The organism is Pseudomonas sp. FYR_2 (assembly GCF_043106425.1).
Taxonomy (GTDB): domain Bacteria; phylum Pseudomonadota; class Gammaproteobacteria; order Pseudomonadales; family Pseudomonadaceae; genus Aquipseudomonas; species Aquipseudomonas monteilii.
This window is the reverse complement of sequence record NZ_JBICMM010000020.1, coordinates 1-24111: the sequence shown is the minus strand read 5'-3', so window position 1 is coordinate 24111 and position 24111 is coordinate 1. Positions and strand designations below refer to the sequence as shown.

Here is a 24111-nt window from a genome sequence, read left to right as displayed (position 1 = left end):
ATGCTGGAACTGACCGATACGCAGATCGGCACCTGGGTCGCCACCTTCATTCTGCCGTTGTTCAGGGTAACTGCGGTGCTGATGACCATGCCGATTTTCGGCACCCGCATGTTGCCGGCGCGGGTGCGCCTGTACGTGGCGGTGGCGATTACCGTGGTGATCGTGCCGGCATTGCCACCGCTGCCCGAATTCGACCCGCTGAGCCTGCGCGGTATGCTGCTGTGCGTCGAGCAAATCATCGTTGGCGCATTGTTTGGCCTGGCCTTGCAGTTGCTGTTCCAGGCCTTCGTGATCGCCGGTCAGATCGTCGCGGTGCAGATGGGCATGGCTTTCGCCTCGATGGTCGACCCTGCCAACGGCGTCAACGTCACGGTCATCAGCCAGTTCATGACCATGCTGGTGAGTGTGCTGTTCCTGTTGATGAACGGGCACCTGGTGGTGTTCGAGGTGCTGACCGAGAGCTTTACCACTTTGCCGGTGGGGAGTGCGCTGGTGGTCAATCACTTCTGGGAGCTGGCCGGGCGCATGGGCTGGGTGTTCGGTGCCGGTCTGTTGTTGATCCTGCCGGTGATCGCTGCGCTGCTGGTGGTGAACATCGCCTTTGGTGTGATGACCCGCGCGGCGCCGCAGTTGAATATCTTCTCGATCGGCTTTCCGTTGACCTTGGTCATGGGCATGGCCATTTTCTGGGTCGGCCTGGCCGATATCCTTTCCCACTACCAGGCATTGGCCAGCGAAGCGCTGCAATGGCTGCGTGAATTGGCGAGGGCGCGCTGAGCATGGCGGAAAGCGAGAGCGGTCAGGACAAGACAGAAGAACCCACCGAAAAGCGCAAGCGCACAGCTCGCGAGAAAGGCGAGATCGCGCGGTCCAAAGAGTTGAACACCGTGGCGGTGACCTTGGCCGGCGCGGGTGGCTTGCTGGCGTTTGGTGGGCATCTGGCCGAGACCCTGCTGGCCATGATGCGCATGAACTTCAGCCTGACGCGCGACATCATCGTCGACGAGCGCGCCATGGGTGCCTTTCTTCTGGCTTCGGGCAAGATGGCCATCTGGGCGGTACAGCCGATACTGATCCTGTTGTTCGTGATCGCGTTTGTCGCACCCATCGCGTTGGGCGGTTTCCTGTTTTCCGGCACCCTGTTGCAGCCGAAATTCAGCCGCATGAATCCGTTGTCGGGGATCAAGCGCATGTTCTCGGTGAATGCCCTGACCGAATTGTTGAAGGCGCTCGCCAAATTTTTCGTGATTCTGGTGGTGGCGGTAGTGGTGTTGGTCAACGACCGCCAGGCGTTGCTCTCCATTGCCAACGAGCCATTGGAGCAAGCGATCATTCACAGTGTTCAGGTGGTCGGCTGGAGTGCGTTGTGGATGGCGGCCGGGTTGTTGCTGATTGCGGCGGCGGATGTGCCGTTCCAGTTGTGGCAGGCGCACAACAAGCTGAAGATGACCAAGCAGGAAGTGCGTGACGAATACAAGGACACCGAAGGCAAGCCCGAGGTCAAGCAGCGTATTCGCCAGTTGCAGCGCGAGGTGTCGCAGCGGCGCATGATGGCGGCAGTTCCGGATGCGGATGTGATCATCACCAACCCGACGCACTACGCGGTAGCCTTGCAATACGACCCGGAGAAGGGTGGGGTGGCGCCCCTGTTGCTGGCCAAGGGTACCGATTTCATTGCCTTGAAAATCCGCGAGATTGGCGTGGAGCACAAGGTACAGATCCTCGAATCGCCAGCGCTGGCGCGGGCGATTTATTACTCCACCGAAATCGAGCAGGAAATCCCCGCAGGCCTTTACCTTGCGGTGGCGCAGGTGCTGGCCTATGTGTTCCAGATCCGCCAGTACCGAGCGGGCAAGGGCAAGCGGCCAGAGCCGCTGAAAGACGACCTGCCGATCCCGCCGGACCTGCGGCGCGACAGTTGAAGCGTTTGGTGATGTTTGTGTGGTGTTAGATCGAGCGCCGCCCACGCGGCGCATCGCGAGCTGCGCTCGCTCCTACGTTTGTTTCTGGCCAGTAACGCTTGTGGCAGGCGCGCGCGACCGCCTTGTCTGAACGACGCGAAATCGAGCCATGCGCCAAGGCGTACGCGCGCAAATCCCACAGGACTAATTGGCCCGAAACAAACGTAGGAGCGAGCGCAGCTCGCGATGCGCCGCGCGGGCGGCGCTCGGTGTGACAGGCGCTAAATCCCTCAAGGCATACAAAGTTGGAAAGCTTCTTGCAAAGCCACGCCCAGGCGCCCCCTGTGCGTCAAAGTTTTGCATCAAGAGGACTCCCGGTGGATCGCGCTCAGTTAATCAGCAACGCCCGTAACAACCTGGCCGGGCTCGGCCGGGGCAACCTGGGTGTGCCGCTGTTGCTGCTGGTGATGTTGGCAATGATGATGTTGCCGATTCCGCCGTTCCTGCTCGACGTGTTCTTCACCTTCAACATCGCGTTGTCGATCGTCGTGCTGCTGGTGTGCGTGTACGCCCTGCGCCCGCTCGACTTCGCTGCATTCCCGACCATCCTGCTGGTGGCCACGCTGTTGCGTCTGGCCCTGAACGTGGCCTCCACGCGTGTGGTCATGTTGCACGGCCAGGAGGGTCATGGCGCCGCCGGTAAAGTGATTCAGGCCTTCGGTGAGGTGGTGATCGGCGGCAACTACGTGGTCGGTGCCGTGGTGTTCGCCATCCTCATGATCATCAATTTCGTGGTGGTGACCAAGGGTGCCGGGCGTATCTCGGAAGTGAGTGCGCGTTTCACCCTCGACGCCATGCCCGGCAAGCAGATGGCCATTGATGCCGACCTCAACGCCGGCCTGATCGACCAAGCCCAGGCTAAGCACCGTCGTGCCGAGGTGGCGCAAGAGGCCGAGTTCTACGGTTCGATGGACGGTGCCAGCAAATTCGTCCGTGGTGACGCCATCGCCGGCTTGCTGATCCTGTTCATCAACCTGATCGGCGGCATGCTCATCGGCATGCTGCAACACGGCATGAGCTTCGGCGATGCCGGCAAGGTGTACGCCCTGTTGACCATCGGTGACGGTTTGGTGGCGCAATTGCCATCACTGCTGCTGTCCACCGCCGCCGCGATCATGGTCACCCGTGCCTCGGGCTCCGAGGACATGGGCAAGCTGATCAACCGGCAGATGTTCGATTCGCCCAAGGCGCTCGCCGTGTCGGGCGCGCTGATGATCGTCATGGGCCTGGTGCCGGGCATGCCGCACGTAGCATTCCTCAGCCTCGGCTTGTTGGCCGGTGGTGGCGCCTACCTGGTGTGGAAGAAACAACAGAAGACCAAGCTGCAGGCGCAGCAGGAAGCGCAGCGCCAGCAGGACCTGCTGCCCTCGCCTCAGCGTGCGCTGGAGACCAAGGAGCTGGGCTGGGACGACGTCACGCCGATCGACATGATTGGCCTGGAAGTCGGCTACCGGCTGATTCCGCTGGTCGACCGCAACCAGGGCGGCCAGTTGCTGGCACGGATCAAGGGTGTACGCAAGAAGCTGTCGCAGGACCTGGGTTTCCTCATGCCGACCGTGCACATTCGTGACAACCTCGACCTGCAACCCAGCGCCTATCGCCTGACCCTGATGGGGGTGATCCTGGCCGAGGCGGAGATCTACCCGGACCGCGAGCTGGCGATCAACCCGGGGCAGGTCTTCGGCACCCTCAACGGTATTGCTGCGCGCGACCCGGCGTTTGGCCTTGAAGCGGTGTGGATCGACGTTGGCCAGCGCTCGCAAGCGCAGTCGCTGGGGTATACCGTGGTCGACGCCAGCACCGTGGTGGCCACCCACCTCAATCAGATCCTGCAGAAGCACTGCCACGAGCTGATCGGCCACGAAGAGGTCCAGCAATTGCTGCAGGTGCTGGCCAAGGCATCGCCTAAACTGGCAGAAGAGCTGGTGCCGGGTGTCATTTCCTTGTCGGGCCTGCTCAAGGTGCTGCAAGCGCTGTTGTCGGAACAGGTGCCAGTGCGCGATATTCGCAGTATTGCCGAAGCCATCGCGAACAACGCTGGCAAGAGTCAAGATACCGCCGCGCTGGTAGCGGCAGTGCGCGTCGGATTGTGTCGCGCCATCGTGCAAAGCATTGTCGGCGTTGAGTCGGAGCTGCCAGTGATTACCCTGGAGCCAAGGTTGGAACAGATTTTGCTCAATAGTCTCCAAAGGGCCGGGCAGGGTCAGGAAGAGGGTGTTCTTCTGGAGCCTAGCATGGCCGAGAAGCTGCAACGTTCGCTGATCGAAGCGGCCCAGCGCCAGGAAATGCAGGGTCAGCCGGCCATTCTTCTGGTCGCCGGCCCGATCCGCGCCATGCTGTCGCGTTTCGGTCGTCTGGCTGTACCGAATTTGCATGTTCTGGCGTATCAGGAAATACCGGACAACAAGCAAGTCACCATCGTTGCCACCGTGGGCCCTAACGGCTGAGGTAGTGGATAATGCAAGTTAAGCGATTTTTCGCCGCCGATATGCGTCAGGCCATGAAACTGGTCCGTGATGAGCTGGGCGCCGATGCCGCGATCATTGGCAACCGCCGTATTGCCGGTGGTGTCGAACTGACGGCCGCGCTGGACTACAAGCTGTCCGCCCTGGCCCCACGCGTGCCCAACGCCGAGCTGGAAGAAGAGCTGCGCAAGACGCACACGCGCATTGCCACGGCCCAGGCCGAGCTGGACCACCGCCAGGACAGCAGTGACAACAACCGCCAATTGTTCGCCGGGCAGTCGCTGACCGCCGCCGAGCCATTGATCGAGCCGCACGTCGATGTCCCTGAGGCCGTTGCTGCCCCGGCCGCTGCGCCAGTAGACCCGCGCCTGTTCGATGCCATGCGCTCCGAGCTGTCGGGCCTGCGCGAGTTGCTGGAAGTGCAGCTCGGCTCGCTGGCCTGGACCCAGTTGCAGGGCAGCAAGCCGCAGCAGGCTAACCTGTGGCGGCGCTTGCAGCGCATCGGCCTGTCCGGCCCGATTGCCCGCGAGCTGCTGGACCTCACCACCGAGATCGAGGAGCCACGCCAGGCCTGGCGCATGCTGCTGGCGCACCTGGCGCGCATGATCGAAATCCCGGAAATCGAGCCGATCGAAGAGGGCGGGGTGATCGCCATGGTCGGCCCGGCCGGCATGGGCAAAACCACCACCCTGGCCAAGCTGGCCGCCCGCTACGTGCTCAAGTACGGCGCGCATAACCTGGCGCTGGTGAGCATGGACAGCTTCCGCATCGGCGCCCAGGAGCAGCTCAAGACCTTGGGCCGCATCCTCAACGTGCCGGTGACCTACGTCGACCCGGGGCAGTCGCTGGCAGCCGCACTGGAACCGTTGCTGCGCAAGCGCGTGGTGCTGATCGATACCGCCGGCCTGCAGGCCAGCGACCCGGCGCTGCGCATGCAGCTGGAAACCCTGGCCGGGCGTGGCATTGCTGCGAAGAACTACCTGGTGCTGGCCACCACCAGCCAGAAGCAGGTGCTGACCGCCGCCTACCACAGCTACAAGCGCTGTGGCCTGGCGGGCTGCATCCTGACCAAGCTCGATGAAACGGCAAGCCTTGGCGACGTGTTGAGCCTTGCCATCAGTCATGAACTGCCTGTGGCCTACCTCACCGATGGCCCACGCATTCCTGACGACCTGCACCTGCCGCGTGGCCACCAACTGGTCTCCCGCGCAGTCAATGTGCAGCAGCAGGACGAGCCCAGCGAAGAGGCCATGGCCGACATGTTCGCTGATCTCTATCACAACCCACGGCGAGCGGGTTGACCATGAAGTGTGTGCAAAGTAGCTATGCCAAGGGGTACGCAGAATTGCCCCACGTGTGGCCTGAGTCCCAGCGAGACAAGGTAAAGAACAGACATGGGTAGCATGCATCCCGTACAGGTGATCGCCGTGACCGGTGGCAAAGGTGGCGTCGGCAAGACTAACGTTTCAGTGAACTTGTCCCTGGCGCTGGCCGAGCTTGGCCGCAGGGTCATGCTGCTTGACGCCGACCTGGGCCTGGCCAACGTCGACGTGTTGCTGGGCCTTACCCCCAAACGTACCTTGGCCGATGTCATCGAAGGGCGCTGTGAGCTGCGTGACGTGATGCTGCAAGGCCCTGGCGGTGTGCGCATCGTGCCGGCGGCCTCGGGCACCCAGAGCATGGTGCACCTGGCCCCGGCCCAGCATGCGGGTCTGATCCAGGCGTTCAGCGAAATCGGCGACAACCTCGACGTGCTGGTGATCGACACGGCTGCGGGTATCGGTGACTCGGTGGTCAGCTTCGTTCGCGCTGCCCAGGAAGTGCTGCTGGTGGTGTGCGACGAACCCACCTCGATCACCGACGCCTACGCCCTGATCAAACTGCTGAACCGCGATTACGGCATGAATCGTTTCCGCGTGCTGGCCAACATGGCACAGAGCCCACAGGAAGGGCGCAACCTGTTCGCCAAGCTGACCAAGGTCACCGACCGCTTCCTTGACGTTGCCCTGCAGTACGTAGGCGCCGTGCCGTACGACGAGTGCGTGCGCAAGGCGGTGCAAAAGCAGCGTGCCGTCTACGAGGCCTTCCCTCGCTCCAAGTGCGCGCTGGCCTTCAAGGCGATTGCTCAGAAGGTCGACAGCTGGCCGTTGCCGGCCAACCCGCGCGGCCATCTGGAGTTCTTCGTCGAGCGGCTGGTGCAGCCCACCAGCGCGGGACCTGTGCTATGAACGCCAGCGGCTTCAGGATGTACAGCCGGGCGGCCAAAGACGCCCAATACGAGCTGATCGAGCGTTATGCGCCGCTGGTCAAGCGTATTGCCTACCACTTGCTGGCGCGGTTGCCAGCCAATGTGCAGGTCGAGGATCTGATCCAGGCCGGCATGATCGGCCTGCTGGAAGTGGCCAGCAAGTATGACGCCAGCAAGGGCGCCAGCTTTGAAACCTACGCCGGCATCCGCATTCGCGGGGCCATGCTGGATGAGGTTCGCAAAGGCGACTGGGCACCGCGTTCGGTGCACCGCAATACCCGTATGGTCAGTGACGCGATGCGTGCCGTGGAGGCCAGAACGGGCCGGGACGCTAAAGATCATGAAGTTGCTGCCGAACTCCAATTGAGTCTCGATGATTACTACGGGATCTTGAACGACACCCTGGGCAGCCGACTGTTCAGCTTTGACGACCTGTTGCAGGACGGCGAGCACGAAGGGCTTCACGAGGATGGTGCCAGTGGCCACGTCGAACCTGCGCGTGGCCTGGAGGACGAGCGCTTCCAGGCTGCCCTGACCGAAGCCATTGCCAACCTGCCGGAACGTGAGCGCCTGGTGCTGGCGCTGTACTACGACGAAGAGCTGAACCTCAAGGAAATCGGTGAGGTGCTGGGTGTCAGCGAATCGCGAGTCAGCCAGTTGCACAGCCAGTGTGCCGCGCGTCTGCGCAGCCGCTTGGGGGAATGGCGGGCACGTTGAGCCTGCTGTCGTTGCAGTCGTTTTCCACATGCATTTTCCATGTTGCACCGAATTGATTGAATGCGCGCTCGGGGCCGAGCGCGTTTGAGACTGCTTGGAGGTCTACTTGAACAAAGACATGAAAATCCTCATCGTTGACGATTTTTCGACGATGCGGCGGATCATCAAGAACCTGTTGCGTGACCTGGGCTTCACCAACACCGACGAAGCCGATGACGGCACCACGGCGCTGCCGATGCTGGAAAACGGCCACTATGACTTCCTGGTGACCGACTGGAACATGCCGGGCATGTCCGGCATCGACCTGCTGCGTAAAGTGCGTGCCAGCGACAAGCTGAAAAGCATGCCGGTACTGATGGTGACTGCTGAAGCCAAGCGCGACCAGATCATCGAAGCGGCCCAGGCCGGCGTCAATGGTTACGTGGTCAAGCCGTTCACCGCCCAGGTGCTCAAAGAAAAGATCGAGAAGATCTTCGAACGCGTCAACGGTTGAGTCACGTCAGGGGGCGCGCCATGGATTCATCACAAACCTCTTTGGGCGAGTTCGAATCGACCCTGAAGAAACACGCCCAGGAGTTGGTCGAAAGCCTGGAGCGCGGCCGCTTCGGCGAGGCGGTGCAGCTGATTCACGAGCTGAACCAGACCCGCGACCGTGGCCTGTACCAGGAAGTCGGCAAGCTGACCCGCGAGCTGCACAGCGCCATCGTCAGTTTCCAGATCGACCCGACCATGCCACAAGCCGAGGAGGTGTCGCAGATTACCGACGCCACCGAGCGCCTGTCGTACGTGGTCAAGCTGACCGAGGGCGCGGCCAACCGCACCATGGACCTGGTCGAGGAAAGCACCCCGGTGCTCAACGACCTGGCCAGCGAGGCCAAGGCCCTGAGCACCGACTGGCAGCGCTTCATGCGCCGCGAAGTGGCTGCGCCGGAATTCCGTGACCTGGTCAAGCGTGTCGACAGTTTCCTGACGCACAGCGCCGAAGGTAACCGCAAGGTCGCCGGTCACCTCAATGACATTCTGCTGGCTCAGGACTATCAGGACCTGACCGGTCAGGTGATCAAGCGCGTCACCGCATTGGTGACCGAAGTCGAAAGCAACTTGCTCAAGCTGGTGCTGATGGCCAGCCAGGTCGACCGGTTTGCCGGCATAAAACATGACCACGATCAACTGCGCGCAGAAAAAGATGCAGAAAAACATCCGACTCGGGGTGAAGGTCCGCAGATTCATGCCGATAAGCGTGAAGACGTCGTGTCCGGTCAGGACGATGTCGATGATCTGCTGTCCAGCCTGGGTTTTTAAGGAGCACGTTTGATGAGCTTCGGCGCCGATGAAGAAATCCTCCAGGATTTCCTGGTAGAAGCCGGCGAAATTCTTGAGCAACTGTCCGAGCAACTGGTCGAGCTGGAAAGCCGGCCCGACGATGCCGACCTGCTCAATGCGATCTTTCGCGGTTTCCACACTGTTAAAGGGGGCGCCGGCTTCCTTCAGCTGAACGAGCTGGTGGAGTGCTGCCATATTGCCGAGAACGTGTTCGACGTCCTGCGCAAGGGTGAGCGCCGGGTCGATGCGGAACTGATGGACGTGGTGCTCGAGGCACTCGATACGGTCAACAGCATGTTTGGCCAGGTGCGCGAGCGCGCCGAAGTGACCCCGGCCACCCCCGAGCTGCTGGCGGCGTTGTCACGCCTGGCCGAGCCCGGTGGCGCCGAAGCGGTTGCGCCGTCTGTTGCTGTACCCGAGCCGGTTGCCGAGGCGCCCGCCGCAGCCCCGGTCGAAGACCAGGACATCACCGACAGCGAGTTTGAACAGTTGCTCGACTCGCTCGATGCGGTCAAGGCGCAAGCGGCGGCCGACGAGCAGATGCAGGGCGAGACCGTCAGCGGCGAGGGTGACGAAATCACCGATGCCGAATTCGAGTCGTTGCTTGACCAGTTGCACGGCAAAGGCCAGTTCAGCACCGAGGTGGCGGCCGCGCCGGTAGCCGCGTCTGCCGAGCCGGTCAGCGATGAAATCACCGACGCCGAGTTCGAATCGCTGCTCGACCAGTTGCATGGCAAGGGCACCTTCCAGGCGGATGCCTTGCCAGCCGCCAAGGCGCCGGCGCCCGCCGTGGAGGGCAACCCCGCAGCGGCCAGCGACGAAATCAGCGAGCATGAGTTCGAGGCGTTGCTGGACCAGTTGCATGGCAAGGGCAAGTTCGGCGGTGACGTTGCAGCAGTCGAAGCGTCTGCTGCAGCCAAGGTGCAAGCACCCGTCGCAGCCAAGGCCGACAGCCAGCCGGTTGCCAAGCCTGCCGCTGCAGCGCCGGCGAGCAAGCCAGCGGCGGCACCCCGTGCGCCGGCCCCGGCCGCCGACAAGCATGCTGTCAGCGAAGCGGAAACCACCGTGCGTGTGGACACTGCGCGCCTGGACGAGATCATGAACATGGTGGGCGAACTGGTGCTGGTGCGTAACCGCCTGGTGCGCTTGGGCCTGAACAGCGGCGACGAGGCCATGTCCAAGGCCGTGTCCAACCTCGATGTGGTCACTGCCGATCTGCAGACAGCGGTGATGAAAACCCGCATGCAGCCGATCAAGAAAGTGTTTGGCCGCTTCCCTCGGCTGGTGCGCGACCTGGCTCGCCAGCTGAAAAAAGAGATCAACCTGGAGCTGGTCGGCGAAGAGACCGACCTGGACAAGAACCTAGTCGAGGCCCTGGCCGACCCGTTGGTGCACCTGGTGCGCAACGCTGTCGACCATGGTGTCGAGATGCCTGATGAGCGGGAAGCGTCTGGCAAGGCGCGTACGGGCCGTGTGGTGCTGTCTGCCGAGCAGGAAGGCGACCACATCCTGCTGTCGATTTCTGACGACGGCAAGGGCATGGACCCGAACATCCTGCGTGCCAAGGCCGTGGAAAAGGGCCTGATGGACAAGGACGCCGCCGAGCGCTTGAGCGAGTCGGACTGTTACAACCTGATCTTCGCGCCAGGGTTCTCGACCAAGACCGAGATTTCCGACGTGTCCGGGCGTGGCGTGGGCATGGACGTGGTGAAGACCAAGATCTCCCAGCTCAACGGTTCGATCAACATTTACTCGGCCAAGGGCCAGGGCTCGAAGATCGTCATCAAGGTACCGCTGACCCTGGCGATCATGCCCACGCTGATGGTGATGCTGGGCAACCAGGCGTTCGCCTTCCCACTGGTCAACGTCAACGAGATCTTCCATCTCGACCTGTCGCGCACCAATGTGGTCGACGGCCAGGAAGTGGTGATCGTGCGCGACAAGGCGCTGCCGCTGTTCTACCTCAAGCGCTGGCTGGTGCAGGGCCAGGTGCACGAAGAGCAGCACGAGGGCCACGTGGTGATCCTGTCGGTCGGCACGCAACGCATCGGCTTTGTCGTCGATCAACTGGTGGGCCAGGAAGAAGTGGTAATCAAGCCGCTGGGCAAGATGCTGCAGGGCACCCCGGGCATGTCCGGGGCCACCATCACCGGTGACGGGCGCATTGCGTTGATTCTCGACGTCCCGAGCATGCTCAAGCGTTACGCCGCGCGGCGTATTTGATTTCGGTGGCGCACCCTGGCGGGGTGCGCCGCCTAATGGAGTGTTTATGGCAGTCAAGGTCCTGGTGGTGGATGATTCCGGTTTCTTCCGCCGCCGCGTCTCGGAAATCCTCTCGGCGGATCCGACGATCCAGGTAGTGGGTACCGCGACCAACGGCAAGGAAGCAATCGACCAGGCGCTGGCGCTCAAGCCCGATGTCATCACCATGGACTACGAAATGCCCATGATGGATGGCATCACCGCAGTGCGGCACATCATGCAGCGCTGCCCGACGCCCGTGTTGATGTTCTCCTCGCTGACCCACGAAGGTGCCCGTGTCACCCTCGATGCCCTGGATGCGGGGGCGGTGGATTACCTGCCGAAAAACTTCGAAGACATCTCGCGCAACCCCGAAAAGGTCAAGCAGATGCTGTGCGAGAAGGTGCACACCATTTCGCGCAGCAACCGTCGCCTTGGCAGCTATGCCCGCACCGCGCCGGTCGCAGCGCCTGCGCCAGCCAGCAGCCCTGTGCCGACGAGCAGCTTTGCCAGCCCGACGCCAGCTCGCGCTGCGGCGCCTGCCCGAGCGGCGGCCCCGGCCCCGGCCCCTGTGGCATCGCACTCGCCTGCCCCCAAGCGCAAGCCATACAAACTGGTAGCCATCGGCACCTCCACAGGTGGCCCGGTGGCTTTGCAGCGGGTGCTGACCCAGTTGCCGGCCAATTTCCCGGCGCCGATCGTGCTGATCCAGCACATGCCGGCGGCGTTCACCAAGGCCTTTGCCGAACGCCTCGACAAACTGTGCCGCATCAGCGTCAAGGAGGCCGAGGACGGTGACATGCTGCGCCCGGGCCTGGCGCTGCTGGCCCCGGGTGGCAAGCAGATGATGATCGATGGCCGTGGCACGGTGAAGATCCTGCCAGGTGACGAGCGCCTGAACTACAAGCCGTGCGTGGACATCACCTTTGGTTCGGCGGCCAAGTCGTATGGCGACAAGGTGCTGTCGGTGGTGCTCACCGGCATGGGCGCCGATGGCCGCGAAGGTGCGCGCCTGCTCAAGCAGGGTGGCAGCACGGTGTGGGCCCAGGATGAGGCCAGCTGCGTGATCTATGGCATGCCCATGGCCATCGTCAAGGCCAACCTGGCAGACGCGGTGTACAGCCTGGACGAAATCGGCAAACACTTGGTGGAGGCCTGTGTCTGATGGACGTCCTCAGCCTGATCGGCCTGATCCTCGCCTTTGTCGCCATCGTCGGGGGCAACTTCCTCGAAGGCGGCCATGTCGGGGCCCTGATCAATGGCCCGGCGGGGCTGATTGTGCTGGGCGGCACCTTGGCGGCAGCGTTGCTGCAGTCGCCGCTGTCGTCGTTCAAGCGTGCCTTGCAGATTTTGCGCTGGATCCTGTTCCCGCCACGGGTCGACCTGCCGGGCGGCATCGACCGCGTGGTGAACTGGAGCCTGACCGCACGCAAGGAAGGCCTGCTGGGCCTGGAAGGGGTGGCCGACAGCGAGCCCGACCCGTATGCACGCAAGGGCCTGCAACTGCTGGTGGACGGCGCCGAGCCGGAAGCCATCCGCAGCATCCTTGAAGTCGACTTTTTGACCCAGGAAAGCCGTGATATCCAGGCCGCCAAGGTGTTCGAAAGCATGGGCGGCTATGCGCCGACCATCGGCATCATCGGTGCGGTAATGGGCCTGATCCACGTCATGGGCAACCTGGCCGACCCGTCGCAGTTGGGCAACGGTATTGCCGTGGCCTTCGTTGCAACCATCTACGGCGTGGCCAGCGCCAACCTGATCCTGCTGCCGGTCGCCAACAAGCTCAAGGCCATTGTCATGCGCCAGTCGCGTTACCGCGAAATGCTGCTCGAAGGCCTGCTGTCGATTGCCGAGGGTGAGAACCCGCGCTCGATCGAGCTGAAGCTGCAAGGCTTCATGGAGTAACCCATGCGCCGCCGTCGTCATACCGAGGAACACGAAAACCACGAACGCTGGCTGGTGTCGTACGCCGACTTCATCACCTTGCTGTTCGCCTTTTTCGTGGTGATGTACTCGATTTCCTCGATCAACGAGGGCAAATACAAGGTCATTTCCCAGGCCTTGCTCGGGGTGTTCAACGACCCTGAACGCAGCATGAAACCCATCCCCATCGGCGATGAGCAGCCGTTGAGCGTGCGCCCGGCAGAGCCGCTGGTGAAGGACAGCGAGCAGACCGAGGCGGGCCTGGCGGCAACCAACGTCGACCCGCTGAAAACCATCAGCGATGATGTGCGTGATGCCTTTGGCGACCTGATCAACAGCAATCAGATGACTGTGCGCGGCAACGAGTTGTGGATCGAGATCGAGCTGAACTCGTCGCTGCTGTTCGGCAGCGGCGATGCCATGCCCAGTGACAAGGCGTTCGCCATCATCGAAAAGGTGGCCAACATTCTCAAGCCGTTCGCCAACCCGGTGCACGTCGAGGGCTTTACCGACAACCTGCCAATCCGCACCGCGCAGTACCCGACCAACTGGGAGCTGTCGTCGGCACGGGCGGCGAGCATCGTGCGGCTGCTGGCGATGGAAGGGGTGAATCCGGCGCGCATGGCTTCGGTGGGCTACGGCGAGTACCAGCCGGTGGCCAGCAACGACACCGCCGACGGCCGCGCGCGCAACCGCCGTGTGGTACTGGTGATATCGCGCAACCTTGAAGTGCGCCGTAGCCTGACCGGCTCGGGCAGTGCCAATGCCACGCCGGATGCTGCATTACGACGCGCTGGCACACAAAGTGCACCTGCAACGCCAGCAACGGTGGCGGGGCAGTAACTCGTCAATTCTCCGTCACTGAATTTCACACCGTTCCCGGCAGGGCAGGCGGCCATACCGGGAGGAAGCAACGCACGATGAGAGTCTGGGCAGTAGCCAATCAAAAAGGTGGCGTCGGCAAGACCACCACGACCATCGCCCTGGCCGGCCTGCTGGCAGAGGCCGGCAAGCGCGTGGTCGTCGTCGACCTCGACCCGCACGGTTCGATGACCAGCTATTTCGGGCACAACCCCGATGCCCTGGAGCACAGCTGCTACGACCTGTTCCTGCACAAGGGTGCGGTACCCGACGGCTTGCCTGGGCAATTGCTGCTGCCCACCAGTGACGAGCGCATCTCGCTGTTGCCGTCGAGCACTGCGCTGGCCGTGCTGGAGCGCCAGTCGCCGGGGCAGAACGGCCTGGGCCTGGTAATCGCCAAGAGTCTGGCGCAGCTATGGCAGGATTTCGACTTTGCCCTGATCGACAGCCCACCCTTGCTCGGCGTGCTGATGGTCAATGCCCTGGCCGCCAGCCAGCAGTTGGTGATCCCGGTGCAAACCGAGTTCCTCGCGGTCAAGGGCCTGGAGCGTATGGTCGGCACCCTGGCCATGGTCAACCGCTCGCGCAAGCAGGCGCTGCCGTATCAGATTGTGCCAACCCTGTTCGACCGCCGTACGCAGGCCTCGCTGGGCACGCTCAAGCAGTTGCGTGACAGTTACGGCCAGCAGGTGTGGCAAGGCTACATCCCGGTGGACACGCGCCTGCGCGATGCCAGCCGCAAGGGCGTTACGCCCTCGCAGTTCGACAGCAAGAGCCGTGGGCTGGTTGCCTACCGGGCGCTGCTCAAGCACCTGTTGACCTACAAGACTGCGGCGCAGGTGGCCTGATGACCCAGATACAGAAAACCGGCACCCGCCCGCAGCTGGCTCTGCAGTCGTACCTCGATGGCCTGCTGCAGGAGGCTACCGAGGCCGAAGGCCTGTTCGAGCCGCCGGTTGTAGCGGACGATTTCGCCGAAGCGGTGCGTGAGGAACAGGCGCGTGATGCCCGGCAACCGACCGTGCCGGCGCCGGCCGAAACCGCTGCTAACTTCCCGCCGCGGCCTTTCGCCGAACCAAAGCTGGCGGTGCTGCCTGCCGTCATGCCGGTGGAAGCACCTGTGGTGACGGTGGTCGAGCAAGCGGTGGTAGCCGAGGCCAGTATTCCGGTACTGGTTGAAGAGCAGGCTGTGGAGCTGGCGGTTCCGCTGGTGGATGTGCATTTGCCGGCGCCGGACCTGCCGGTGCCGCCAGCCAGCGTCGACGGCCGTCCGGTGTGGGCCGCCGAGCCGTTCGAATGCCTGCTGTTCGACGTGGCTGGCCTGACCCTGGCGGTGCCGTTGGTGTGCCTGGGGTCGATCTACAACCTGGCCGGCCAGGAGCTGACGCCGCTGTTCGGCCAACCCGACTGGTTTCTCGGCATCCTGACCTGCCAGGCGGGTAACCTGAAGGTGCTGGACACTGCGCGTTGGGTGATGCCCGACCGTTACCGGGATGATTTTCGCCAAGGCCTGAATTACGTGATTTCCGTGCAGGGCTACGAATGGGGGCTGGCCGTGCACCAGGTCAGCCGCTCGCTGCGCCTGGACCCGTCCGAAATCAAATGGCGCAGCCAGCGCGGCCAGCGCCCGTGGCTGGCCGGCACCGTAATCGAACACATGTGTGCACTGCTCGACGTCGCCGCGTTGGCCGAGCTGATCGCCAGCGGCGCGGTCAAGCAGATGCACGCTAGACAAAAATGACACCGAACACACCGCCAATGGCGGATTTTGAGGGCTAGGGGAATGAAAAAGTCGTCTGCACAAGGTTCCGAAGATCCGATCCTGCAGTGGGTTACCTTCCGTCTGGACAACGAGTCCTACGGCATCAATGTGATGCAGGTACAGGAAGTGTTGCGCTACACCGAAATCGCCCCGGTGCCGGGTGCGCCAAGCTATGTGCTGGGCATCATCAACCTGCGCGGCAACGTGGTGACGGTGATCGACACCCGCCAGCGTTTCGGCCTGATGCCGACCGAAGTCACCGATAACACCCGTATCGTCATCATCGAGGCTGACAAGCAAGTGGTCGGCATTCTGGTCGACAGCGTGGCCGAGGTGGTGTACCTGCGCCAGTCCGAAATCGAGACCGCGCCAAACGTGGGTAACGAAGAGTCGGCCAAGTTCATCCAGGGCGTGTGCAACAAGAATGGCGAACTGCTGATTCTGGTTGAGCTGGACAAGATGATGACCGAGGAAGAGTGGTCCGAGCTGGAGAATATCTGAGTTGATCCTACAGGTTGCTGTCATCTTCCTGGCGCTGGTGTGGGCGCTGAGCCTGTGGTTTTTCCTCAACTACAGCAAGCGCCAGCGCGAGCTGGCTGCGCAACAGGCCGAAGGCGATGCGCTGCGTGACCAGCGCATCAAGGACTTGGCCAAACGCCTGGACGACTACCAGAACGGTACCGTGCGCATGGGCGAGGCGCTGCACGAGCTGAGCGTGGCGGTGGCGCCACTGCCCGACAAGATTCAGCAGCTGGAACAGCGTGACCCCAACAACGTCACCTTCACCCAGGCTGCCAAACTGGTGGGCATGGGCGCCAGCGTGGCCGAATTGACCGAAAGCTGCGGCCTGACCCAGGCCGAGGCGGAGTTGATGAGCAAGCTGCACCGCAGCGGGTGAATGCACAAAGGCGACCATGATGTCGCCTTTCTTTCAGGTGCTGCGTCAGGTAGTGGCCCAGGAATGCATGCCGCCCACGTTGGCCACGCGGGACAGTGGCAGGCGCTGTCGCTGAAGTGCGAGGAAAGCGTCCAGGTCAACGTACAGGAAGCTGTTGATGCGCGGCATCATGTACAGGTTGTGAAGCTGCCGCAGGCAATAGAGGTCTGGCAGCAACCGGTCTACCACGGCATTGAGCATTCCCGGGCCGGTCAGTTCGCTGAGCCGGTTGGCGTAGCGATAGAAGCCAGCGGGGTCATCTGCCAGCGTGGGACGTACCTGGTAGAAATCCGCATTGCCTAGATAGCGGGCATGCATTTCTTCGGAAATGGCCAGCAGTGTCGGGTTGCCGGCGTGGCTGCCGATCATGCTGGTGTTGAACTGCGTGTTCATTCCCAGCTTTTCGTTGTGCATGGGTGGGTGTAACAGCAGCCCGTCATCGGTGGCGAGCAATTCTACGGTATCGATAGCCGCAGTGTTATGAGCGGCACTCGCCGCCGCATCCAGCAGTTGGTCATCGACATCCATGTATATCCCGCCTTCAGCATGCAGCATCGGGTAGCGCAATACATCCGATGCTGAGGAGAAGTTGGTGGCTACACCTCCGTTGCCGTCGATTGCTGCCTGGTACTGGGCAAAGTATTGGCTTTGTTCGAAGGCGGTGAAGAAAGGCTGGTCTTCCAGTGTTAATACCTGCATATCGGGCACTCTTGCCTCTAGCATGCGCAGGTTTTCCGCAAAGGCCTCGGGGTTTGCTTTTGACAGGAATAGCCGATATCGATACGCACTGTCGCGTAGTTTTAGTGCGTTGGCAGCCAGTGTGCCAAGCAGCTCGTCGCTGAGCGTTTTATTGCCGACCCAAAGCGATGAAATCAGCTTGGGGATCGGGTGAGCACCTGGCGGGACGGGCGCTGGTAAATGTACGGGAAGCTGCACATCGATACCCAGCGCTCGCAGGGATGACATGCGCATCTGGTTTGTTACCTGGCGCCCTTCGGGGTTGACGATGCGCAAGTTACCGGTTTCGGGCTCGGCTTCATAGTAAACCGGTTCTACCTCATTGGTGCCTTCCTCGGTGATGAACAGATCGGCTTCCATGTCGTAGACCAGCTCGAGCACTTCTGCGTAGTCGGGCACTTCTTCGTAGTAGCCGATCAGTTGGTCCACATCGCCGTTGTACCGAGGAAAGCGCCTTACCGAGTTGGCAACGACGGCATCAGCGTCCGGCAGGGGCGCTATGCGCGCCGGGCGGTGAAAATAGGGCGCTACCTCCACCTCCGGCAGATGGGGCGGGCTTACGGGACTCAGGGGGTATCCCCATTGATCATTGATTTTGCGCGGGAGAACGAAGCCGTCTTCCTGATAGCGAAACAGCGCAGTGCTTTTGATCACGGCCTCAGCGGCCAATGGGGTTGCATTCAAAAGACCGTAAGCGATATCGCCCAGCCCTTGCTGTTTTTCGCTCAAGGTTTTCCCGTTGATGGCCTGGTCAAGGCCAAGCGCAAGCTGCGCTATACCGCCCAGCGCAAGCAGTGGGGCTAGGCCCGGCACCACGAATGTCAGCGGTGCCACAAGCGTGAGGGTGCTGTTCAGGTAGCTGGCCCATCTGGATTTTGTTATTTGCGCATTGCTGGTAATGAGGAAATCGGCATCGTCATAGCAGCGTTGGCGCATTCGCTCGGCCATGACCTGGAACAGATCACCGCTAATGCGTGGGTTGTACTTGCCGGGGCGGTAATTGACGTAGGTGCGCGGCGGCCATGTACCGTCGTTGTTGAAAAAGCCATGCTCCGGTGGCAAGCGGTGGTTGTGCGGGTAAACGCCCAGGCCTTCCAGGGCGGTGTCCAGGCCGCTGAAGTCGATGCCCTGTGGGCCGTCGGCCAGGCGAAAGTGTTGCTTGAGTGCCTGACGCGTGTCGGCGCCTTTGCACTGTTGGCCAACCCAGTCTTTCAACAGGTCTTCGCTGGCGAACTCCAGTAGCGGTGAACTGTTGCCGGGGGCGTAGAGCAGGGTCAGGTCGGTCTTGGTGTCGTTGATGTACAGCAGGTCAGTGGCTGCATAGCCGTAGATGCTCAGCGTGCTCAGGCGTAAACCCTTGCCACGCGGGATCAGGTCGGCTGCCCGCCAGGCCAGCTTACGTGCGGCGTCGCTCAGGCTGCCTTCTGCGACCTGTTTGTTGCAGGCAGCGATGAAGTTGAGTTTGCAGCACAGCCGGTAGTCTGAAAGGTGTTGATGCCAGTAAGTGTCGAGTGATGCCTTGTAACCTGAGTGGAAGTCCATTGCCTCTATATGGCGTTGCAAGGTTTCGGCGCGGAGGTCGAGCAGCGTCGAGTGATCGTAACGGGCGGGTGTGGTACGCCTGAACAGGCCATTGAACACCTCGTACCAGGCGCCGTTGTCGTAAATGGGCTGTGGGGGGAAGTGGTCGACCAGCGTGATCGGGCCATCGTCCGGCAACGTGCCGGCCCAGGGTTGCCTGAACAGCCCGCCGAAGAAGTCGTTGTTGGATTCGCCTTGCCAGTTCATCAGCACCGCTTGGGTGAGGCTGACCCGCTGTACGACTTTGGCCTGGTAACTGGCGATGCCATCAGGGTGAACATGCAGCGTGACGACATCGATCAGGTCTGGGTCCTGGTGTACCCCTTGGGTGGCAAGCCAGGCAGCAATGGCGCGCCTGGCCTCTCGGTCGGGGCGGGGAAGAGTGGCGAGGTGGTTGCGTACGAACTGCACGCCAGCTGCATTGATGTGCGTGGTGGCCATGTCGGTCTCCGTGGGTTGGGAAAACCGCAGCATCGACTGATTGATCGGCAGGGGGGCGGTAGATAGTGCTGGCTTTATGGCTCAGCCAAGCGGGCGACGTAAGTCGCCCAGCAGGTGTCAGGCTTTGCTCCACGAGTGGTAGTTGCCGATCTCCACGACGTAACTCAGCGCCTGATCGCTGTGTCTCGCGTTGAAAAGGGGGAAGGTCAAGTCTCCTGTGACGAAGCCAGGATCATTAAGAGGCGTTGATTCCAGCTTGCTGATCTGTCGCAGAATACGCAGCCTGGGCAGTTGCTGGTCAACCACATCAGTGAACACGCCAGGTCCGGTCATGTTGCTCAACGCCTGGGCATACGCCTCGAACCCGGCACTGCCGCGTAGAGGCCGGGTGTTGTAGAACGCCAGGTTGTCGAGAAAGCGCTGGTGCATCGCTTCAGAAATCCGGCTCAGGGTCGGGTTGCCCGCATGGCTGCCGATCATGTTGGTGTTGTATGCGCAATGCATGCCCAGCAGTTCATTGTTCACCGGACCACCCAGTACAAGGCCGTCAGGCGTAGTGGCCAAGGGGGTTGAGTCGATCACCGCATAGGCCTGTGGATTGTCACCCAAGGTGCGCAAGGTGTCGTCGATGTCCATGTAGACGCCACCCTCTGATCGAAGGAGTGGGTAGCGGAGTATGTCGCATGCTGAGGCGAAGTTTGCCCCCGGTGCATCAAGTGCCTGTTCATATTGTTGAAAGTGCCTGGTTGCCCTGAAGTTATCAAAGAAGGGTTGGTCCTCCAGTGTGAGCACCTGCAGCCGAGGGGCTTTTCCGGTCAGCCTTGCGTAGTTGCTCTTGAATACTTTCGGGTTGGCCTTCGACAGGTACAGACGGTAAGAGAAACGGGTGTGCTCCAGGCGTTTTGCGTTTTTGGCAACGGTCTCCACCAGCTCGTCGGGGATGCTTTTGTCGCCGACCCAGATGCTGAGGATTTGCTTGGGAATTGGCCGTACTTCGGCGCTGTTCACCGTGGGGATAGTGATGGGCAGTTCTATGTCCACACCCAATGCGCGCAACGTGTCCATGCGCATCTGATTTGTCACTGGGCGGTTGGTCAGGTCAATTGCAGTCAAGCCGCGATGGTTGTCAGTGACTTGATAATAGGTTGGTAATACCTCGTTGGCATCCGACTTCAGGATGAACGCATCGTGTTCAGTGTCATACAGTACTTTGACTTCTTTTCCTTCGTTGATCGCCAGCAGCGGATGGGTGCCCGTTGCGCGATCCAACGAGCCTCTGATGATTCGCGTGGTCGGCATTGAGGGTTTGGGGGGTGAAAAGTAGTCTGCTATTGATTCTTCAGGTAACCGGGGTGGACTATTGGGGCTCAGTGGGTAGCCCCATTGATCATTCAGTCGCGTGGGCATGACGAAGCGCGGACTTTTGCCCGGGAAGAGCATACGCGGGCGGGTCGCTGGCAGGGTGACCAAGGGCGTGGCATTGAGCAGGCCGAAAACGATGTTGCTCACGCCGGCGTCCTTGTCTTCAAGGCTTTTGCCGTTGATTGCCTGATCGAGCCCCAAGCCAAACTGTGCTACACCGCCGATAGCCAGCAGGGGTACGAGTTCCGGAACCACGAGGGCCAGGGGCGCCAGCAGGTTGAGCGAGGTTACCAGGTAGCCACGCCAGCGTGCCTTGGTTACCTGCGCATCGCTGGTGATCAGAAAGTCGGCATCGTCGTAGCAGCGTTGGCGCATTCGCTCGGCCATGGCCTGGAACAGATCACCGTTAATGCGTGGGTTGTACTTGCCGGGGCGGTAATTGACGTAGGTGCGCGGCGGCCATGTACCGTCGTTGTTGAAAAAGCCATGCTCCGGTGGCAAGCGGTGGTTGTGCGGGTAAACGCCCAGGCCTTCCAGGGCGGTGTCCAGGCCGCTGAAGTCGATGCCCTGTGGGCCGTCGGCCAGGCGAAAGTGTTGCTTGAGTGCCTGGCGCGTGTCGGCGCCTTTGCACTGTTGGCCAACCCAGTCTTTCAACAGGTCTTCGCTGGCGAACTCCAGTAGCGGTGAACTGTTGCCGGGGGCGTAGAGCAGGGTTAAGCCACTGCCGGCGTCGTTGATGTAAAGCAAGTCGGTGGAGGCATAGCCGTAGATGCTCAGCGTGCTAAGGCGCAGCCCCTTGCCCTGAGGAATCAGTTCGGCCGCGCGCCAGGCCAGCATGCGAGCGGCATCACTCAGGCTGCCTTCTGCGACCTGTTTGTTGCAGGCAGCGATGAAGTTGAGTTTGCAGCTCAAGCGATAGTCAGCAAGTTGCTCGCGCCAGTAGGTATCGAGTGTCGCCTTGTAGAGGGTGTGAAAGTCCAGCGCTTCTATGTGGCTTTGCAAGGCTTCGGCGCGGATGTCAAGCAGTGTGGAATGATCGTAACGGGCGGGTGTGCTGTGCTTGAACAGGCCATTGAACACCTCGTACCAGGCGCCGTTGTCGTAAATGGGCTGTGGGGGGAAGTGGTCGACCAGCGTGATTGGGCCATCGTCCGGCAACGTGCCGGCCCAGGGTTGCCTGAACAGCCCGCCGAAGAAGTCGTTGTTGGATTCGCCTTGCCAGTTCATCAGCACCGCTTGGGTGAGGCTGACCCGCTGTACGACTTTGGCCTGGTAACTGGCGATGCCATCAGGGTGAACATGCAGTGTGACGACATCGATCAGGTCTGGGTCCTGGTGTACCCCTTGGGTGGCAAGCCAGGCAGCAATGGCGCGCTTGGCCTCGCGGTCGGGGCGGGGAAGGGTGGCGAGGTGGTTGCGTACGAACTGCACGCCAGCTGCATTGATGTGCGTGGTGGCCATGTCGGTCTCCGTGGGTTGGGAAAACCACAGCATCGACCGGCTGGTTGGCAGGGGAGTGGTAAATAGTGCTGGCCCTGAGGCTCAGCCTGTCGGGCCAGGCAGGCGCGCAAGCACCTCTGTCACGTCACGTTCGTCTATCGGTGAATCATCGAAGCCATACGGGACTTTGCCGCGCAGTTGCCAGGCAAACGCGATGATTTCGGCGATGGTCAGGTACAACGCTTCCGGGATCTGCTCGCCCAGCTCCAGGCGCGCCAGCAGGCGCACCAGCTCGGCATTTTCGTAGATTGGCACCTCGTGTTCGCGGGCCAGGGCCAGGATAGCTTCGGCCAAGGCATCGTCACCCTTGGCGCTGAGGGTGGGGGCCTGCTGGCCGTCGTAGCTCAGGGCAATGGCCTGGCGTGTGTGCTTCTGGCTCATGCGTTTTCATCCACCCAACGTTGTTCTACCCGCGTGCGCGGGCCTTGTGGCGGCGTGCCAGGGTGGCACTCCAGGTCACCGACGGCCAGGCCACGTGCCAGCAGGCGCTCGCGCAGGGCGCCGAGCTGGGTGTCGATCAGCCTGGCGGTTTGCTCACGCTCTGCCCACAGTTGCCCGCTCAGGCGGCCTTGGCTCAGTTGCGCCTGTACCTGAACGGGGCCGAGTGGCGACAGGTCGAAGGCCAGCTCGATGCGCCACAGGGCCTGCAGCGGGTCTTGTGCTTCATGCTGGCGGTCGGCTTGCTGCTGCGGCGTTTCTTCACGCTGCAGTTTGACCTGCAACGGGATGAATTCCTGACCGTGGCGGATCGGCACTTCGGTTTGCCAGGTGGTCTGCAGGTTGCCGTTTTCCAGCGTTCCGGTCTGTTGCAGGCTGCTCATGGCATGGCTTTGCAGGCGCGAAATTGCCGCAGCGGCAAGGCGCAGCAGTTGTTGCAGGTTGCCTTCGTCTTCCAGGGCCTCGAGCAGGCGCGAGGGTAGCGGGAACGCGCCCGGCTGCGGCCTGGGGCTGACCCGTTCGAGCATGCCCAGCGCACTGCGGGCCAGTGCCGGCATGGTCACGGCCAGGCTGGCGGGTGCAAGGTTGGACGTGCCGGGCGGCGTAGTTGAAGCCTGGGCGACCAGCCGCAACAAATGCGCTTTCAGATCGGTGGCGACGCTGGCAGGAAAGCCACCCAGCAGTTTCGCTTCAAGGAAAGCGCCACTGTTGTTCAAGGCCTGGGCAACCGCTTTCGCATCGCCCAGCTGGCGCGCATCTGGCAGGCTGACCAACAGGCGTTCGGCGCTGGCGCGCAGGTCGCCATCGATGCCAGGGTCTCGGGTCATCTGTTGCAGGGCGTTGAGCAGGCCGGGCAACGAGGCTTGGCGGTTTTGCTGGGTTAGCAGCTGCTGGGCGATGTTGAGCTGGTCCTGCCTGCCGCTGAGTGGCACGAAACGCAGTGACTGGTCACCCTCCACCCGCGCGCTGAGCAGGCTGCCGATAGCCAGTGGGCGTGGGCTGTCCACCGTCAGGGTGGCGCCGGCCTGGGCGCTGTTGAGCAGGCTGATCAGGGCCCGGTAGGCCGCAGGCTGGCCAGCGGCCTGGGGCAGTAGCTGGTTGGTCATGACCTTGCCTTGCAGCAGGGTGCCGACGGGCACCTTGCTGGTGTCCAGGCGGGTGAGGGTAGCGACCTGGCTGGCGCTGGCCTGCTGCAGCATGATCGCCAGATGATTGCTTTCGGTCTGGCTGACGGTGACCTGGCTGCCTTGAGGCAGGGGCTGGCTGGCACTGGCTTGCAGTTGGGTTTGAAGGCCGTTGGCCTGCATCAGCCGTAGCACCAGCTGAAAGTCGCTGCCCACCTGGCGCATCGCAACCACTTCGGCCTGTGCGGTCTCGCCAGGGGCCATCAAGCCAGGCTGCGGTTGCGTCAGGCGCAGCAGTTCGCCGGTCATGCCCGCCTTCATGGCTTGGGTGTTGACCGCGGTTTGTGCAGCGAGACTATTGATTTCAGTCATGATTGTATACAACCTGTCGAACCCGGCCTCTTGGCAGCGCGGCGGCGCATGTAATAATGCCGAGCGCCCGTGGTTGCCAGTATAACGGCAGCGCTGAGGGCGACTTGAGACACAAGG

Annotated in this window: 20 protein-coding genes; 16 read left to right on the top strand and 4 right to left on the bottom strand. The window is 62.0% G+C overall.

Annotated features, from left to right (window positions below; translation table 11 throughout):
* The 16 genes from fliR (at position 1) to ACF8R4_RS10095 (ending at position 16399) form a co-directional block, all read left to right on the top strand.
* Positions 1-777 carry a flagellar biosynthetic protein FliR gene (gene fliR, locus ACF8R4_RS10170; protein WP_060499595.1) on the top strand — a complete coding sequence of 259 codons (777 nt, stop codon included), beginning with the start codon at positions 1-3 and terminating at the stop codon, positions 775-777.
* Positions 778-779: 2 nt separating this feature from the next.
* Entirely contained in the window at positions 780-1922 is a 1143-nt protein-coding gene (gene flhB, locus ACF8R4_RS10165; RefSeq protein ID WP_156867628.1) for a flagellar biosynthesis protein FlhB, read from the top strand.
* Between the two features lie 356 nt (positions 1923-2278).
* A complete protein-coding gene (gene flhA, locus ACF8R4_RS10160; RefSeq protein WP_164524883.1) occupies positions 2279-4408 on the top strand; it encodes a flagellar biosynthesis protein FlhA in 2130 nt (709 codons plus the stop codon).
* A gap of 11 nt (positions 4409-4419) precedes the next feature.
* Positions 4420-5727, top strand: coding sequence for a flagellar biosynthesis protein FlhF (gene flhF / locus ACF8R4_RS10155; protein ID WP_060499600.1), 1308 nt, complete (start codon positions 4420-4422; stop codon positions 5725-5727).
* Positions 5728-5820: 93 nt separating this feature from the next.
* Entirely contained in the window at positions 5821-6654 is an 834-nt protein-coding gene (fleN, locus tag ACF8R4_RS10150) for a flagellar synthesis regulator FleN (RefSeq protein ID WP_003254408.1), read from the top strand.
* Positions 6651-7391: an RNA polymerase sigma factor FliA gene (gene fliA / locus ACF8R4_RS10145; RefSeq protein ID WP_060499601.1), complete on the top strand. Its 741-nt coding sequence runs from the start codon at positions 6651-6653 to the stop codon at positions 7389-7391. The genes fleN and fliA overlap by 4 nt, the downstream gene beginning before the upstream one ends.
* A 118-nt stretch (positions 7392-7509) precedes the next feature.
* Complete coding sequence (locus ACF8R4_RS10140) at positions 7510-7884, top strand: chemotaxis response regulator CheY (protein ID WP_010955070.1); 375 nt, start codon at positions 7510-7512, stop codon at positions 7882-7884.
* A gap of 20 nt (positions 7885-7904) precedes the next feature.
* A complete protein-coding gene (locus ACF8R4_RS10135; protein WP_060499602.1) occupies positions 7905-8693 on the top strand; it encodes a protein phosphatase CheZ in 789 nt (262 codons plus the stop codon).
* Between the two features lie 12 nt (positions 8694-8705).
* Positions 8706-10937, top strand: coding sequence for a chemotaxis protein CheA (locus tag ACF8R4_RS10130; RefSeq protein ID WP_104834236.1), 2232 nt, complete (start codon positions 8706-8708; stop codon positions 10935-10937).
* 46 nt (positions 10938-10983) lie between these two features.
* Positions 10984-12120: a chemotaxis response regulator protein-glutamate methylesterase gene (locus ACF8R4_RS10125; RefSeq protein WP_104834237.1), complete on the top strand. Its 1137-nt coding sequence runs from the start codon at positions 10984-10986 to the stop codon at positions 12118-12120.
* Positions 12120-12860: a flagellar motor protein gene (locus tag ACF8R4_RS10120; protein WP_060499604.1), complete on the top strand. Its 741-nt coding sequence runs from the start codon at positions 12120-12122 to the stop codon at positions 12858-12860. The genes ACF8R4_RS10125 and ACF8R4_RS10120 overlap by 1 nt, the downstream gene beginning before the upstream one ends.
* Positions 12861-12863: 3 nt before the next feature.
* The gene (gene motD / locus ACF8R4_RS10115) at positions 12864-13721 is read left to right on the top strand and encodes a flagellar motor protein MotD (protein ID WP_025753826.1); all 858 of its coding nucleotides are present in this window, start codon (positions 12864-12866) and stop codon (positions 13719-13721) included.
* Between the two features lie 77 nt (positions 13722-13798).
* A complete protein-coding gene (locus ACF8R4_RS10110) occupies positions 13799-14587 on the top strand; it encodes a ParA family protein (protein WP_060499605.1) in 789 nt (262 codons plus the stop codon).
* A complete protein-coding gene (locus ACF8R4_RS10105) occupies positions 14587-15480 on the top strand; it encodes a CheW domain-containing protein (RefSeq protein WP_104834238.1) in 894 nt (297 codons plus the stop codon). Before ACF8R4_RS10110 ends, ACF8R4_RS10105 begins: the two co-directional genes overlap by 1 nt.
* 42 nt (positions 15481-15522) lie before the next feature.
* The gene (locus ACF8R4_RS10100) at positions 15523-16002 is read left to right on the top strand and encodes a chemotaxis protein CheW (protein WP_003254393.1); all 480 of its coding nucleotides are present in this window, start codon (positions 15523-15525) and stop codon (positions 16000-16002) included.
* A gap of 1 nt (position 16003) precedes the next feature.
* Complete coding sequence (locus ACF8R4_RS10095) at positions 16004-16399, top strand: DUF2802 domain-containing protein (protein WP_060499607.1); 396 nt, start codon at positions 16004-16006, stop codon at positions 16397-16399.
* A gap of 45 nt (positions 16400-16444) precedes the next feature.
* Here ACF8R4_RS10095 and ACF8R4_RS10090 read toward each other — a convergent pair whose 3' ends face one another.
* From ACF8R4_RS10090 to ACF8R4_RS10075, 4 genes are all read right to left on the bottom strand, one after another.
* Positions 16445-19198 carry a dermonecrotic toxin domain-containing protein gene (locus ACF8R4_RS10090; protein WP_104834239.1) on the bottom strand — a complete coding sequence of 918 codons (2754 nt, stop codon included), beginning with the start codon at positions 19196-19198 and terminating at the stop codon, positions 16445-16447.
* Positions 19199-19315: 117 nt separating this feature from the next.
* Positions 19316-22021 carry a dermonecrotic toxin domain-containing protein gene (locus ACF8R4_RS10085; protein ID WP_060499609.1) on the bottom strand — a complete coding sequence of 902 codons (2706 nt, stop codon included), beginning with the start codon at positions 22019-22021 and terminating at the stop codon, positions 19316-19318.
* 81 nt (positions 22022-22102) lie between these two features.
* The gene (locus ACF8R4_RS10080; protein WP_060499610.1) at positions 22103-22441 is read right to left on the bottom strand and encodes an EscU/YscU/HrcU family type III secretion system export apparatus switch protein; all 339 of its coding nucleotides are present in this window, start codon (positions 22439-22441) and stop codon (positions 22103-22105) included.
* Positions 22438-23994, bottom strand: coding sequence for a flagellar hook-length control protein FliK (locus tag ACF8R4_RS10075; protein WP_156867633.1), 1557 nt, complete (start codon positions 23992-23994; stop codon positions 22438-22440). The genes ACF8R4_RS10080 and ACF8R4_RS10075 overlap by 4 nt, the downstream gene beginning before the upstream one ends.
* Positions 23995-24111 lie beyond the last annotated feature (117 nt).